This is a genomic window from Epilithonimonas tenax DSM 16811 (assembly GCF_000428485.1).
Taxonomy (GTDB): domain Bacteria; phylum Bacteroidota; class Bacteroidia; order Flavobacteriales; family Weeksellaceae; genus Epilithonimonas; species Epilithonimonas tenax.
Genome location: NZ_AUAA01000009.1, coordinates 102712 through 118770, shown reverse-complemented (window position 1 = coordinate 118770; position 16059 = coordinate 102712). Strand labels below are relative to the sequence as shown.

The 16059-nt window shown below is 38.7% G+C and carries 12 protein-coding genes and 1 pseudogene; 5 read left to right on the top strand and 8 right to left on the bottom strand.

Annotation, left to right across the window (positions count from 1 at the left end; genetic code table 11):
* Positions 1-139 precede the first annotated feature (139 nt).
* Both F564_RS20920 and F564_RS21190 read left to right on the top strand, forming a co-directional pair.
* On the top strand, positions 140-274 hold the full coding sequence (locus F564_RS20920) for a type II toxin-antitoxin system YafQ family toxin (RefSeq protein WP_228373872.1): 135 nt from the start codon (positions 140-142) through the stop codon (positions 272-274).
* A gap of 12 nt (positions 275-286) precedes the next feature.
* Positions 287-418: pseudogene (locus tag F564_RS21190) on the top strand (type II toxin-antitoxin system mRNA interferase toxin, RelE/StbE family); the annotation flags it as partial.
* 2 nt (positions 419-420) lie between these two features.
* Here the strand turns inward: F564_RS21190 and F564_RS19865 are convergent.
* A complete protein-coding gene (locus tag F564_RS19865; RefSeq protein ID WP_051259587.1) occupies positions 421-2058 on the bottom strand; it encodes an alpha/beta fold hydrolase in 1638 nt (545 codons plus the stop codon).
* A gap of 366 nt (positions 2059-2424) precedes the next feature.
* On the opposite strand from F564_RS19865, the gene F564_RS0106575 reads away from it, so the two are divergent.
* The 3 genes from F564_RS0106575 to F564_RS0106565 all read left to right on the top strand — a co-directional run bounded on the left by F564_RS0106575 (position 2425) and on the right by F564_RS0106565 (position 7345).
* Positions 2425-4335, top strand: coding sequence for an ABC-F family ATP-binding cassette domain-containing protein (locus F564_RS0106575; RefSeq protein ID WP_028121925.1), 1911 nt, complete (start codon positions 2425-2427; stop codon positions 4333-4335).
* Positions 4336-4481: 146 nt separating this feature from the next.
* Positions 4482-6737, top strand: a complete 2256-nt coding sequence (locus F564_RS0106570) for a TonB-dependent siderophore receptor (RefSeq protein ID WP_028121924.1) — start codon at positions 4482-4484, stop codon at positions 6735-6737.
* Positions 6738-6829: 92 nt separating this feature from the next.
* Complete coding sequence (locus F564_RS0106565) at positions 6830-7345, top strand: membrane protein (protein ID WP_028121923.1); 516 nt, start codon at positions 6830-6832, stop codon at positions 7343-7345.
* A 198-nt stretch (positions 7346-7543) separates the two neighbouring features.
* On the opposite strand, the gene F564_RS0106560 is transcribed toward F564_RS0106565, so the two are convergent.
* The 7 genes from F564_RS0106560 to porM form a co-directional block, all read right to left on the bottom strand.
* On the bottom strand, positions 7544-8842 hold the full coding sequence (locus tag F564_RS0106560) for a TSUP family transporter (protein ID WP_084406781.1): 1299 nt from the start codon (positions 8840-8842) through the stop codon (positions 7544-7546).
* A gap of 16 nt (positions 8843-8858) precedes the next feature.
* Entirely contained in the window at positions 8859-10097 is a 1239-nt protein-coding gene (locus F564_RS0106555) for a sulfate adenylyltransferase subunit 1 (RefSeq protein WP_028121921.1), read from the bottom strand.
* A 273-nt stretch (positions 10098-10370) separates the two neighbouring features.
* Positions 10371-11279 carry a sulfate adenylyltransferase subunit CysD gene (gene cysD, locus F564_RS0106550; protein WP_028121920.1) on the bottom strand — a complete coding sequence of 303 codons (909 nt, stop codon included), beginning with the start codon at positions 11277-11279 and terminating at the stop codon, positions 10371-10373.
* An 18-nt stretch (positions 11280-11297) separates the two neighbouring features.
* Positions 11298-12011, bottom strand: a complete 714-nt coding sequence (locus F564_RS0106545; protein WP_028121919.1) for a phosphoadenylyl-sulfate reductase — start codon at positions 12009-12011, stop codon at positions 11298-11300.
* A gap of 80 nt (positions 12012-12091) precedes the next feature.
* A complete protein-coding gene (locus tag F564_RS0106540) occupies positions 12092-13123 on the bottom strand; it encodes an NAD(P)/FAD-dependent oxidoreductase (protein WP_028121918.1) in 1032 nt (343 codons plus the stop codon).
* Between the two features lie 57 nt (positions 13124-13180).
* On the bottom strand, positions 13181-14413 hold the full coding sequence (porN, locus tag F564_RS19860) for a type IX secretion system ring subunit PorN/GldN (RefSeq protein WP_076605656.1): 1233 nt from the start codon (positions 14411-14413) through the stop codon (positions 13181-13183).
* 47 nt (positions 14414-14460) lie between these two features.
* Entirely contained in the window at positions 14461-16029 is a 1569-nt protein-coding gene (porM, locus tag F564_RS0106530) for a type IX secretion system motor protein PorM/GldM (RefSeq protein WP_028121917.1), read from the bottom strand.
* Positions 16030-16059: the final 30 nt, after the last annotated feature.

Here is a 16059-nt window from a genome sequence, read left to right as displayed (position 1 = left end):
GCTTGGTTTGATAATGATAGAAGATTGTGTCGGAATTATGAACTCCTGATGGAAAATTCAGAAAACATGGTCAAATTATCCGCTTTAAAAAATTTATTGAATAAAATTTAAACAGGCTCTTATTTAAAGAATTGGGGATATGAGTTACGAAATTGAGTATGCAGGGAAAATTAAAAAAGATATTAAGCTGGCTCAAAAAAGAGGATTGGATTTAGAACTTTTAAAAGAAGTTGTCATCTTGCTCGAAAAATCTGGAAAACTTCCAATCAAATAAAAACCACACACTTTAAAAGGAAATTACAAAGGTTATTTGGAATGTCATATCCAACCAGATTGGCTTCTGATTTGGAAACAAGATGATGAAATCAAATTAGTTTCACGTACAAGAACTGGTACGCACTCGGACTTATTTAAATAAATCTACTTCTTAATAAACTCAATCACATCTTTACTCAACTCTTCTGCTCTTTCAATTGGAACACCGTGTGATGCCCCTTTGAAGATTTTCAGTTTAGAATTTGGGATTTCTTTGGCAATATATTCTGTATGAGAACGCAAGATCAAATCATTTTCTCCAGCAAGAATATAGCTATTTGCTTTGATATTATTAAGTTGTGATTTGGTAATTTTAGGTTCCTCAACCATCAACTGCTGAAGTCTGATATCTCTTTCCGGTTTATTTTCAGCTTTCATTCTTGCAACATCATTCCTCATATCTTCTACCATCTTTTCTCCAACACCATTTGGAAAAACATTGGCACCACTGGTGATGATTTTATTGACATTTTTAGGATATTTGACAGCAAATTCAATTGCGGTATTTCCGCCATCGCTCCAGCCAAAAATGTTGATTTTTTTCAATTTTAATTCATCTGCCAACGCTTTTACATCTTCAGCAAATTTGATATAAGACAAAGCTTCTTTCGACGTATCCGTACTCTTTCCCTGCGCACGCGTATCCATCGCGACCACCATGAAATGTTTGGAAAGCTCCGGAATTTCTTTTGTAAAAGCATCTATACTTCCGCCATTACCGTGAAGAAGAAACAAAGGTTCACCTTTACCATAAACTTCGTAATAGATATCGGCGTCTTTTAAACAAAGCGTTTTTCCCGCCAAATGATTTCTTCCAAAGCCAGACTTTCTAGCTTCTTCCAAAAATGAACTATAATCCTGAAGCGAAGCAGAAACATTGTCCTCGACGTCTTTTTCCTCGCTTTCATTGGTGCCATTTTTATCAACCTTGACATCAATATTGATGGCCGGTGCAGCCAGAGTGATCTTTTCCCAATCACCATAAAATTGTCTCAGATAACCGGTTTTGAACAACGCTGCACTGATTTTAATATTGCCATCAAAACCTTTCAGAAACTGGATTCCCACAAAAAATTTCCCTTGCACCCAGATATTCTGATCGTTCACATCCAGAGAAAAAACGCCATCTTTGATTTGATCTGCGGTGACTTCCAGATTGATCTCCTGCTCCAAAAGACTTTTCCCGGGAAAACCATTTTCTTCACTATAAACGGTGTATCTCATCAAGACAGGTTTGTCGGAATTAAATTGAGAAATATTAAGATTGATATTCTTGATCTTAGCTCTTTTCTTGGTACGGAACTCCAGAGCGGTTTCTCCCAAAAAGTTTTCCTTATTCAGCTGAGGATTTACAGAATAGCTAATGCTCTTGGTTTTTGTATTGATGCCCCAATTCTTAGCCACCAGTTTTTTCGGTGCAAGTTCTACTTCTTTTATAGAATGAAATTTTTCTGATAAATAAATTTTTTGAGGATTATTCTTGATGAAATTTCCAACACTTTGAGAATAGGGTTCAAAGCCGGAAACTTCTATTTTGATATTTTTATCAGGATTAATTGATGACAAATCAATTGAAAATTCTCCTCTTTCGTTGGAAATAGTGCCGAGTTTTTCCTTTTCGACGCCCAGTTTGACATAAGGAATTGCTTTGTTTTCTTCTTTGGAAAGAATAATCCCTGAGATAATTTGAGATTGAAAAGCAGCACAAATGAAGAATACCAATAGAAAGTTGAGTTTTTTCATAGCAAATAATTTTAAATGCAAACTACTGAATTTTCCCACTCCTATGATCTCAAAGAAAGGTTAAATGAATGTTGATTTTCGTTAAAGTTTTCAAAAGATGAGATAAGAACATAGGATCTCCGCAGCCCGACTTGAGTGGAAATCCTTTTTTGCTTGGACTTCATGTTCTACCGGGCTGGAAATCGTCTGCAAAAAAGATTGGGAACGGAAGGCGGAAAAGCTGCCATAAAAAATAGAGTAAACAGGTTTCGACGAATGTCAAATAGCTGCCCAAAAAATTGTGATTACCCGAATTTTAAAATTTCATTTTCGTACTTTCGCAGCTGGAAAAACTTCCATCGACTAACTTCCATCATCCAATCTATAATGAATTACGTTTCTGCAGAAAATCTTAGCAAATCTTACGGTATCAAAGTGCTGTTTAAAAATATCACCTTCCACGTGAACGAAGGCGACAAAATTGCCATCGTTGCCAAAAACGGAAGCGGTAAATCGACACTTCTGAAAATCCTGATGGGAAAAGAAATCGCTGATGGTGGTGAAGTGGTGATAAACAAAGACATTCAGGTGGTTTTGTTTGATCAGGAAATAGACTTTGACCCGAAACTGTCTGTGGAAGAGTTTATGATGACTCTGGATTCTGCACCAATTCTCGCTTTGAAGAAATACCACCACGCTTTGACCTCGGAAAATCCGGATGATATGGAAACGGCTTTGGCTGAGATGGAAATCCATAAAGCCTGGGATCTTGAAAATGAGATGGAACAGATCCTTTCACAACTGAAAATCACAGATCTGTCTGCAAAAATGGGAACGCTTTCCGGTGGACAAATCAAAAGAATTGCGCTCGCAAAACTATTGACAGAGACCAGAGCAGAACACCGCCACACGCTTTTGATTATGGATGAGCCTACCAATCACTTAGACGTGGAAATGGTAGAATGGCTGGAAAATTATTTGAGTAAAGCGAAAATCACATTGCTGCTGGTAACGCACGACCGTTACTTTTTGGATGCGGTCTGCGATAAGATTTGGGAAATGGAAGACGGAAATCTCTATCTCCACAACGGAAGTTATGCGACTTACCTCGAAAATAAAATGATCCGTGAAGATAACCTGAATTCCACAATTGACAAAGCCAACAACCTTTACAGAAAGGAATTGGAATGGATGCGAAGACAGCCGAAAGCGAGAACTACAAAGTCTAAATCCAGACAAGACGACTTCTACGAAACTGAAAAAGTAGCAAAAACCGACACCCGAAAAGAGACGTTGGCGCTTGATTTCGAAATGAAAAGATTGGGGAACAAAATCCTCGAACTTCGCGACATCAATAAAAGTTATGGTGAAAAAGTCCTGTTCAAAGATTTTTCTTATCAATTTCAAAGGGGAGAAAAAGTCGGAATCGTTGGAAAAAACGGCGCCGGAAAATCGACTTTACTGAATATTATTCAAGGTTTTGAGCCGAAAGATTCCGGAGAGATTGAAACTGGAGAAACAATTAAATTCGGGTATTTTGCGCAGAAAGGTTTGACTTATAAAGAAGACGAACGCGTGATAGATTTCATTAAAGAAATTGGAGAAAACTTCCCTTTGGCCAATGGAAAAACAATCTCAGCGTCTCAGTTTTTGAGATTATTCCTGTTTGATGACCAGACGCAATATTCGCCGATTTCGAAACTTTCCGGCGGAGAAAAACGTCGTTTGCACTTGATGTATATTCTCTATCAGAATCCCAATTTCCTGATTTTTGATGAGCCTACGAATGATTTGGATCTGCCGACTTTGACAGTTCTTGAGAATTTTCTTCAGAATTTTCAGGGAAGTCTCATCATTGTTTCCCACGACAGATACTTTATGGACAGAATTGTGGATCACGTTCTGGCCTTTGAAGGTGAAGGAAAGATCAAAGAGTTTGTTGGAAATTTCTCCGAATACCGCGAGAATCTGAAAAACGAGGAGAAAAATCCGAAGGTTGAAAAAGCAGAAGTTGCAACTCAGAAAAAAGAGATTATTTCTGATCCTATCATTGCGGCAAACCAACAACCAACAAGCAGCAACCAGCAACCAAAGAAAAAATTATCTTTCAAAGAGCAATACGAGTTGGAAACCATCGAGAAAGAAATGCCGAAACTAGAAGAACAAAGAGCGAAAATTCTTGAACAACTGAATAACGAAAGTGATTATGAAAAGATCGCCAAATTCTCTGCTGAATTGGAAACTATCGCCGGAAAACTAGAGAACTTCGAGTTGCGTTGGCTGGAACTTCAGGATTAAATTTCGGAGCTAACAAAAATCATATTAAATAAACAACTGACTACCAGTTGTTTATTTTTTTTATTTAGAATTAGTTAAAATAACTTTGCAGATATTAACATTTCTTATATTTTTGCACTGTTTTTAACAATTCTAAATAAACTATTATGAAAAAGCAAATCTTTGCTTTAGGACTACTCACTTTTTCAACCTTGTATTTTGCACAAGAAAAAGGGACCGATTCTTTAAATATTAGAACGATTGAAGATGTCAAACTTCATAAAACAGGCAATCCAAACAAAGCCAAAACCTTCACCACAAAATCCAATCTGGATGTGATGGAAAATCCGCAGGCTGTCTCTGTCGTAACCCACGAGATTATTGAGCAGCAGCAGGCTCAGCAACTTTCTGACGTGCTGAAAAATGTAAATGGTGTGTACGTCACTTCTTCCAGAGGTTCTTCTCAGGATAGTTTTGGGGCAAGAGGATATATCTTTGGAGCGGACAATACTTATAAAAACGGCGCAAGAGTCAATAGTGGGATTTTCCCAGAGGTTTCCGGAATGGAGCGTGTAGAAGTTCTGAAAGGAAGTACTGCCATTCTCTACGGCAATGTTGCTCCCGGTGGAATCATCAATATGATCACGAAAAAACCACTTTTCACAGAAGGTGGTTCTGCAACTTTAAGTGCTGGAAGCTGGAACAATTATAAAGTAGGCGTCGATTATTACAATGCGTTGACCAATAAAGCAGCTTTCCGTGTAAATGGGGCTTATGAAAACAAAGAAAGTTTCCGTAATGGCGTGACGTCTGAAAAATATTATTTCAACCCAAGTTTCCTTTTTAATTTGTCTGATCAAACGCAGTTGATCGTAGAAGGCGACTACCTGAAACAGGAGTTTACACCAGATTTTGGAATCGGAACATTGGTCCTGAATCCAACTACATCCAGATCTGTCATCAATGATCTTCTGGATATCAAAGATAATCCCGGAATCGCTTGGCAGAATCAGATCAACCAAATGGCGACTTCTACTGTGACACTGAATCACACGATCAATTCCAAATGGGGACTGAATGCCGTAGCCTCTTACCAAAACTATACACGAGATTTTTTCGGAAGTGAAAGAATGCAGTGGATGTATGACTCTGGAAAAAACGATTACTCTTGGGACAGAACGGCTGCAAAAAATTACCAAGAACAGAATTACGTTTCTATGCAGGTGAACCTGAATGGTGAATTCAGTACGGGGAAAATCAAGCATAAGTTATTATTTGGTGGTGATGCCGATTATCTGCAGGCCGATACATACACTTTTTCTTATCTTAAAAATGACGGATCCTGGACAGCAAACGAGGATACCACAGTAAAATACGGCACCAATGGTGATACCAGTCTTGGAAAAATCTATCTAAGCAATCAATCGACCTGGGCAAGTGGTGATGTACTGGAAACAAAAAAAAGAGATCTGTTGAGAACGCCCACAAGACGAGTTGGTTTCTACGTGCAGGATTTGATTTCGGTGACAGAAAAATTCAAAATTCTTGCAGGTGTTCGATGGTCTTATCTGGAAAACAAACCTGTCCTTCGAACCACGTATTTTGACAATAAAAAAGTGGATAATTCACCCTTGTTTTCTCAGAATGCATTTTCACCAAGATTTGGACTGGTTTACCAGTGGAATGAGAACTTCACTACATTTGCAAGCTACTCCAACTCGTTTACACCCAATACAGGAAATGATATCAGCGGTGCCGCAATTCCGGCGTCAATCATTGACCAATGGGAAGTTGGGATCAAGAAAAACATCTGGAACAATGCATTGGCTTTCAATGTAACGGCTTATCAAATTACCAACAGCAATCTTGCTCAAACGGCTCCTTTTGGTGCTAATGGACTTGTAAATACGAATACCAACATCAAAGAGTTAACCGGTCAAACCCGAAGCCGTGGTGTAGAAATAGACATTACAGGTAATCCGCTTACAAACCTGTCTATTATCGCAGGCTATTCTTACAATCATATGGTTTATCTGGAAACAGCTAATTCATTGAACAGTTCTATCGAAGGGGAAAGGGTGGTAAGAACGCCACTTAATACAGCAAATGCATCTGTTTTTTACACCTTTGAAAACTTTGTAAAAGGACTTAAAATTGGAGCAACAGCAGTTTACACCGGAAACAGATATGGCGGATGGAACAATCAGAAAGATAAAGACGGTAATCAGAAGACCGATCGTATGATTCCTCTTAATGGATTTACAACGGTAGATTTCAATGTGGGTTATCAATTCAAAAAATTCCTGATCCAAGGGAAAATGGCGAATGTGTTTGATGTTTTAAATTACACCGTTCACGAGAATTACTCGGTGAATCCTATCAATCCTAGAAATTTTTACATCACATTGACCTATAAACTTTAGCATTAAATATTATTAAATAATTTTTTCAATTAAAGTGGAAGTTGCAATTTTGCAGCTTCCACTTTTAAACTTTAAAACAAACTATCAGAACTATGGACAAAATAAAGAACACCAAAACATTTATGAGAATCGTTCACCGGTATCTTGGTTATTTTCTTGCCGGGATAATGCTTGTCTATTCTGTAAGTGGCATTCTGCTGATCTACAGAGACACAGATTTTCTGAAGAAGGAAAACAAATATGAGAAAAAATTTGAAGCCAACCTGGATGAGAAAAAACTAGGGAAAGAAATCAAAATCAAAGGCTTTGAAGTAGAAAAAACGGAAGGTGACGTGATGTTTTTCAAACAAGGAACGTACAATATCAAAACCGGAGAAGCCAAATACAGCAAGAAGGAATTGCCATTTGTGTGGGACAAAATGACCAAACTTCACAAGTCACAGTCCAAAGATGCTTTGTCTCTTCTTAACGTGTTTTTTGGGATCTCCTTATTCTTCTTTGTCATATCAAGTTTTTGGATGTTTCCGCCGAAATCCAAGGTTTTTAAACGAGGAATGATCTTCACGGCCATTGGTTTTGTACTTGCTTTGCTGCTGACGTTCTTGTAAAAAACCAAACTACTTTTGGACTAGCTTTCAAATTATAAAGAGTAACAATCTTTTTGCTTTCTTTCAAATAAAGGAAGGCAAAAAGATTTAATTTTTTCTAACCGATTCGATTGGTTTCAACCGACACAGCAATCCAATAGTCTGTACTTTGAGAATCTTAGGATGACAGCCACAGACCAAGCGTTTCCCTCCATTAGTTTATAAAATGTGGAAAGTCTTTAGAAGAACGTTCAAGCTCCAGATAATGACGATAGCGCCAACGCCTATGAACATTGCTTTGAGAGGTAATTTCCCAGCCAATCTTGCGGCAATAGGTGCTGCAAGAATACCGCCAAGAATCAATCCTGCAATCAGTTGCCAATGACTGATTCCGATGACTGAGAAGAACGTCAAAGCGCTGGCGAAGGTGACGAAGAACTCTGTCAAACTCACGGTTCCTATGACGTAGCGCGGTGTTTTCCCTTTCATAATCAAAGTAGATGTTACCAATGGTCCCCAACCGCCGCCGCCAAAGGAATCTAAAAATCCACCAGCTCCGGCCAGCCAGCCTACCCGCTTGGTTTTCTTTCTGGTTTTATTTTTTTTAAAAGCATTCAGCAAAATCCTTACTCCGAGAATGAAGGTATAAAGTGCGAGAATCGGCTTGATGAATCCCGCATATTTCTCTCCGAGATATGATAGCAACAAAGCGCCTAAAATAGCACCCACAACTCCCGGAATCAAGATATTTTTAAATAATTTTTTATTAATATTCCCAAATTTGTAATGGCTGAAACCCGATGCGCCACTGGAAAACATCTCGGCTGTATGAATACTGCTGCTGATCGCCGGCAACGGAATCCCGATGTACAAAAGCGCTGCTGTACAGGTCACACCGTAACCCATTCCCAGAGCACCATCAATCAATTGTGCCAGAAATCCGACAAGGAAAAGCCAAAAAAAACGTTCGTCTGTATTGGCGTTCAAATAGTGGTAAGCGACTTCCAGATCTTTGAAACCGATATAGAATGACAGGATATTTCCAATGAGCAACAAAACGAAAGCTAAGAAAAATACAGTTGCAATGTTACGCCATTTCTTCTCGCCGTTGATGAGTGGTAGATAGTTGTTCTCTGACGTTTCATGGTCTGCCACGTTGGTCAGAAAAAAAGTACTTTCCAAAGGTTGATTTGGAAGGAAATAAAGTGTCTTATTTGTTTTTAGAATCGTTACAATTGCCTGATCTGCTGTTGAATTTTCTGTCGCCACAATGACCAAATCTGGTTCAGAAAAATCTTCTGTTTTATAATCTCTTTTTATAAATGTGACCGATTGATTTTCATTTAATAAAAACCGAAGATCATCAGAAATGGAAGGAAAGATCAAAGTTATATTTGAATCTGTAACGTTTTGCAGAATGTCGTTTAGATTTTCTGCCGCTATTTTTCCACCTCCCACAATCAGAATATGATTATTGGAAGCATTAATAAAAATTGGCAAAGAGATTTTTGTTTTCAAATGAATGACGTTAAAATTATTGGATCAATCCTGCGCCAACGGTTACAAAACTGGTTTCATCGATGAAAATAATGCCGCCATTGGAAGCCAAATCTTTATACGAATCATAGGCGAAAGGTTTTGCAGTTTTAAGTTTCAGTTTAACGATCTCGTTGAGAGAAACCTGCTCTACCTGGTGTTTTTCTAATGTGTTGACATCCAATTTGTATTCGATTTCCTTGATGACCGCTTTGGTTTGTGTGGTGTTATTCTGGATCAGATATTTGGAACCTGGTTTCAAAGGCTTGTCGCCCATCCAGCAAACTAAGATTTCTAATTCCTGCGCCAGCTTTGGCTGATCATCCGATTTAACAATCAAGTCGCCACGGCTGATGTCCACATCATCTTCCAGATGAAGAATCACACTTTGAGGTGCAAAAGCTTCTTCTACCTTTTTCTGATCTATTTCTATTGCAGTAATTTTGCTTTCTGTTCCCGACGGTAAAATGGTCACTGCATCTCCGACTTTATAAATCCCACTGGTGATTTTTCCGGCATAACCGCGGTAATCGTGGTATTCTTCTGACTGTGGCCGAATCACATACTGAACAGGGAATCTGGCTTTATCAAGATTGATGGTATTTTGTAATTCTACAGTTTCCAAATGGTCCAACAATGTTTTGCCTTGATACCAATTCAAATTTTCGGATCTGTCTACAATATTGTCACCGTCCAAAGCACTGATCGGAATGTAGACCACATTGTTAAGAGACAGTTGCTCTGCCATTTTGGAATAATCTTCTTTGATCGAATTGAAGATCTCTTCTGAATAATTGACCAAGTCTAATTTGTTGATTGCCACGACAACATTCGGGATGTTGAGTAGCGATGCAATGATAGAGTGTCTCCTAGTCTGTTCTATGATCCCGTTTCTGGCATCGATCAGAATGATGATCAAAGCAGCGTTGCTGGCACCTGTGATCATATTTCTGGTGTACTGGACGTGTCCTGGTGCATCTGCGATGATGAACTTACGTTTGGGTGTTGAGAAATATTTGTACGCCACATCTATGGTGATCCCTTGCTCTCTTTCTGCACGCAAACCGTCTGTCAGCAGCGCCAGATCCAGCTCGCCATCATTTTTGAATTTGCTGGCGCGTTCTACAGCTTCAAGCTGATCGATCAGGATATTTTTGCTGTCGTACAATAATCTGCCGATCAGCGTACTTTTTCCGTCGTCTACGCTTCCGGCAGTTATAAATCTTAATATGTCCATTTTTGTTGTCAGTTGTTGGTTGATAATTGCTTGTTTTAAGCATCTATAATGGTTTGGAATCGCTCATTAGCCCTGATGGGAACGGCATCCATTTTTGTTTTTTCTTGACGTCAATGTCGATCCAAGGACAAATGTTCTGAAAAAACAAAAAAGATACAGTGGACAGCAGGTTCCCGGCTCCCAATTTTATAAATGATGAACGATAGTTGATCAATAATTTTGAAAATTTGCTTGCGATTTAATCATTCATCACTTATAATTTATCATTAATAATTAAAAATAACCCGCTTTTTTGCGGTCTTCCATTGCGGCTTCTGAGGTTCTGTCATCAATTCTGGTTTCGCCTCTTTCGCTGGTTTTTGTGGTGATGATCTCGGCAATGACTTCTTCCAGATTGGCTGCGTTTGACAAGACAGCTGCGGTGCACGTCATATCGCCTACGGTTCTGTAACGCACTTTTTCTGTGGTCACAAGGTCACTTTCTTCCAGATTGACAAACTCATTCATCGCGATGAATTGGCTGTCAAAATTGAGAACCTCTCTCTCGTGTGAGAAGTAGATGGATGGTAGTTGGATGTTTTCTTTCAGGATGTAATTCCAGACATCTAATTCTGTCCAGTTGCTGATTGGGAAAGCTCTTACCTGCTCGCCTTTGTGGATCTTCCCGTTGTAGGTATTCCATAGTTCGGGACGCTGAAGTTTCGGATCCCATTGTCCGAAATCGTCGCGGACGGAGAAGATGCGTTCTTTGGCTCTGGCTTTTTCTTCGTCCCGTCTTCCGCCACCGATGCAGCAGTCGAATTCAAATTCTTCTACGGTGTCCAAGAGTGTGAAAGTCTGCAGGGCGTTTCTGCTGGGTAATTTCCCTTTGGGTTCTGTGAGACCTTTTTCTTTGATGGTATCTTCTACTTTTCTTACGATGAGTTTTTCGCCGATTTGTTCAGCCAGCAGATCTCGGTATTCCAAAACTTCTGGAAAATTGTGCCCTGTGTCTATGTGAACCAGAGGGAACGGAAATTTACCCGGTCGGAACGCCTTTAGCGCGAGATGAACCAGCGTGATGCTGTCTTTGCCGCCGCTGAAAAGCAAGGCAGGGCGCTCAAACTGTCCCGCCACTTCGCGGAAAATATGAATGGCTTCGGATTCCAGCTGTTCCAGATAATCCAAGTTGTATTTTGACATTTTAAATTTGATTAGTTGTTATTTGTGAACATGAAGTCCACATTCTTTTTTACTGGCATCTTCCCACCACCATCTTCCAGCCCGGAAATCCTCGCCTGGTTGGATGGCTCTGGTACAAGGTGCGCAGCCAATGCTGACAAAACCTCTGTCGTGAAGGATATTATAAGGTATCTGTTTTTCTTTGAGGTAATTTTTCACCTGGTCTGTTGTCCAGAATAGCATTGGATGGTATTTGATGATCTGATTGGACTCGTCCCATTCCAGTTGCCGGAGGTCATTGCGATCCGGAGAATGCTCTGCCCGAAGACCTGTGACCCAGACTTTGTTACCTTGCAAAGCTCTTTTTAAAGGGTGTACCTTTCTGATCTCGCAACATTTTTTCCGGTTATCGACCGATGTATAAAAAGAATCGGGGCCTTTTTGTTGGATGAAAGCTTCTAACTCTTCCTGATTGGGGTAATACGCTTTGATGTCTAATTGATATTTGGATCTTGTCAGGTTCCATGTGTTGTAAGTATCTTCAAATAGCCGGCCTGTGTCTAAGGTAAAAATCTTGATGGAAGATTCTTTTACTAGATCTGTAATTACCTGATCTTCCATACTAAAACTGGTGGAAAAACAAATCTCATCTGGGAAAATACCTGTAAGGTGATCCAGAACTGCCTCAATAGAATTGTTTTGACTGCTTTTTTTAATCAGATCCTGAAGGATGGATTTTAAATCGTCGCTCATGTTAGAAATCGTTGCTGGATGCAAAGTTAAGGATTCATATATATCTTACCAAATTAGTATAATATGAATAGAACGATTTTCTACTGAAATCGACTGACAGAAATCTCGGGATCCAATTCAACTTGATTTTCCAAGTAATCAAGCATTACTTTGGAGAAATAAGAGCCGTTCAAAACGCCTCTTGCACCAAGACCATTGAAAATGTGTAGATTTTTAAACTCAGGATGTGTACCCAGGATTGGACGTCTATCATCTACAGTTGCACGGAAAGCCGTTCTCACTTTTGTGATAGAAAATTCATTTTTATAAAAGGCCTTCAGTCCATTTTCTAATTCGCCAACAAATTCGGGATCAATATCATCCGATTGGTCAAAACGATCATAAGTGCCACCGTAATAAAATCTGTTATCCGAAAGTGAAAACAGAAAATGCTTTTTTTTAATAATAAAGGGATCTATAGTCTGATTGATCTTCACTTCCAGACAGTGCCCTTTGTTCGGCAACACAGGAACCTTATCAAAATAAGGGTTATCTCTGGTATGAATCCCTTCGCAGAAAACAATATTTTTGAATTTGAAATTTTTGTAAATGCCATTCTCTGTATCAATCAGTTGGTGATGAAAAGATTCATTGACGAGACAGTTGTTATTTTTAAAATAAGTGAAGAGATCTTTGAAAAAATGATATACATCTATTCTGCAGGAATTTTTCACCACGCCACATTCAAGCGGATTTTCGATGCTTCCTAGACTGATGAAATCGGTGTTTAAAAATGGATTTAAATCTTCTTTCTGAGCATTCCTGCGCCATTGTTTTCTTTCTGCTTCATCGTGAAAGATCCGCGCAACTGGTTCGTGGATAATGTAGTTATTTCCTGTGTAGCATTGGATCTCGGAGAAAATGGTTTCAAGATACTCCATTTGTTCTTTGGACTTCCAAAATGTGCTGAATCTCTTGAGGATAACCGGGTTACAAACACCCGCAGAGATATGTGATCCAGAGATCTGATCACCATTATAAATGATAAAAGAAAGGTTATTTTTCTGTAACTGGTGTGCGAGAAAAAAACCTGCAAAACCACCTCCAACAATAATGTAATCGATATGAACCATAAAATAAAAAACCTGAGTAAAGATACTCAGGTTTTTTTATTTGGAATGTGAGAAATATTAGTAATTCCACAAATCATTTTCCATTTGAAGAATCTGTGCTTTGATTCTGTCACTTTCTTCGAGCTGCGCGTCTGCATCAGCAGGGATATATTCATCTATGATGCCACTTCCTCCTCTACCAAGACCATTATCTGATTTATAGATAACAGATGAGAATCTTCTTTGGTTGAGGACATCATCATAAGAAATGTCTGAAGTAGAATTTCTAGAATTAAAGATATAGTTGCTTGTCAAAACCTGTCTAGCATCTGGATAATAGATCCAAAACAGATCAATCAAATCTTCTGCACCGCCGCCGAGATTTTCTACAGGTTGTCCAGCCTCTGCCAAGGCCGCGGCCTGCGAAGCTCTTAATTTTGCCGCATTTGGATCTTCTCCCATTGCAGCAATACCAAGTAATCTGTATCTCAGTTGTGTATCTCTTTTATCGACATACCACATACCCATCAACTTAAGCGCTTTCACCTTCTCTGTACCAGTTACGATTTTATCGACATTAGAAGAAATATCGTTTCTGTTGATTTTGTACCAGCTACCATCTAATTTTACAAGCACGGTACCGGGCGCAATGTTTGAAGCTTTTGGTGCCGCTTTCTTGCTTGCTTTTTTCTTCTTGCCCTTTTTGGTGGTCGTAACTTCTTCTGCAGCAGCTTCTTCTGTTACAGGAGAAGAGCCGTCGTTGTATAAAAGCACATCTTCTAATCTAGAACCATAGAACGCTTTGATAGAACTAATATCTGCATCAGTAGAATTAATTGCTGACGTGAAATATTTTTTCAAATTATTAGCTGCAGACTCTTCGATTTTATTTTCATTCAAAGTCTGGGAAAAATAATCAGCAACCTGCACTGCAGATGTCGAAGATATAATCTGTTCTGGTGTTAGTCTTGTTGTAAAATCATCACCTTGGTATACTTCTTTTATTTTGCCATTGTTCACAGCATCTAATAGAACCTGATAAAGTGACTTGTTTTGAGACACCAAACCATCTGCGTTGTGGTAAAAAGGTTGATTGATTTTGTCATTCATATCAATAATCTCCCATACAACCATACTTCTCAATATATCTTTATCTTCGATAAAGCTGTATTTTAAAGGTTGTGCTATACTGTCTTTTTTAGCTTCTCTCTCTTCTCTGAATGTTTGGGGAGAGCTAGCATTAAGAATGCTATTCTGACCAAAAACCATTGTAGAGGAAAGACAAATTAAACTATATATAATCTTTTTCATAATAAATATTGAATAGTAAAAAAATCAATCAAACTTTTAATGTTCTTTTAAAGTACGTTTACAATAACGTTACCTATGTTTGGAAGAACTACTCCATTTAATCCGTTTGCTCTTGCTTGGATATCAAATATTGTAACAACATCTCCACTTCTCAAGCCTTTTGTAAGCCCTTCAATTTGTCCCAAAGAACTACCATTGATTGGCATTACCGCTTTTCCAGATACTTTCACTTTGAAACTCACCACATCAAATGTTACAGGGAAATCAAAGTCTGGCAATGATGCCGTAAGTGTCTGCTTGGAAATAGAAGCGGCAGGCATAGAAACATAACTTGCCCCTCTGATCTGTCCTCTTGGTGGCGGAATATTTTTAATCCTGAAATCAAAACCTTGCGTAATCAATTTACCACTTGGTGATTTGCCAGAAATAGTCAATTTCACTGTAGAACCAGAACCTGGAGTCACCATCCATTTTCCTTTGCCACCGCTGACAGCTGCACCAGCTGCGGATAAATTAGTTGCATTAAGATCTGCACCTAGGATAGATCCAGATACCGGATTAGCTAGACCTCTGTACAAAACATTCATTTTATCAGCTGCTAAGATTGCTCCACTCTGTTCTTTCAGAGCTTCTGCACCAGAAACAACGTTTAATGTATGACTGTAAGGTAAAGTAATCACTTTTCCGTTTTTATCATTAAATGTGATCTGTCCTCCAAAATTTTGCTCTCCAGGAGTCCCTGTTGCAGGTGTAATGATACCTTGACCATTTACAACTCTAGCACCAGAAATTGCCAGTCCAGGTACAGAACTTGCGAAAGTTCCAATTGCCACTTTAATTTCAGCAGGCTCACCCTTCATCACTGAACTAGGTCCAGAAACCAAAGCTTCGTAAGCATCAAACTTGATATCAGCATCCACTTTTTCCTGAAGCATCGATGTGATGGCGTCTGACTGTAAGTTTCTTGCTTCGGACTGGATCACTTCTAAATTAGAGAGAGCAGCAACTAACGGCTGGTTATAAAATTTGTATTGTATCCAACCTTGTGTGCTTCTCTTATCTCCTTTTGGAAAATCAGCAATAAGATTTTTTGTTGCTCTGTCTGCTACCGCTTTAAGTTGTGGATTTCCTCCAAAAGTAGCAACGATAAAGCTTCTTAAATCGTTAATTTTAGTTTTTAACTCCTCTGAAGTTTTTGAAGGTGTTTCTTCATCACCATCTTTAAAAAAGTTCTTGGTAGAAGGTTCCGTATTGTTGAGAGCCGTAAGACTTTCTTCAATTGGTAAAGTAGAGTCATACTCTCCTTCTGTAATCATTTTATTTTTAACCCCTTCAATAAAACTAACAAGATCATTAGTTTTAGCCTCCAAACCTTTGTATTGCTCTAGCATCGGGCCATAATTCTCAGGAGAAGAAATAGCTTTAGCTTCTAGCGTTTTCTTGAAGATTTTGTCGTTCTTATCCTGAACAGTAAGTCTTGTATCAGTCAATGACTGATTTGTATCTTTATATGATCTGATGATCTGCTGATCGATCGTCATTGCAAGCATTGCAATGAAGACCAAGTACATCAGATTGATCATCTTTTGACGTGGTGTCTGTTTTCCTCCTGCCATTTTAATAAATTAAATTAATTGTTAAACAAA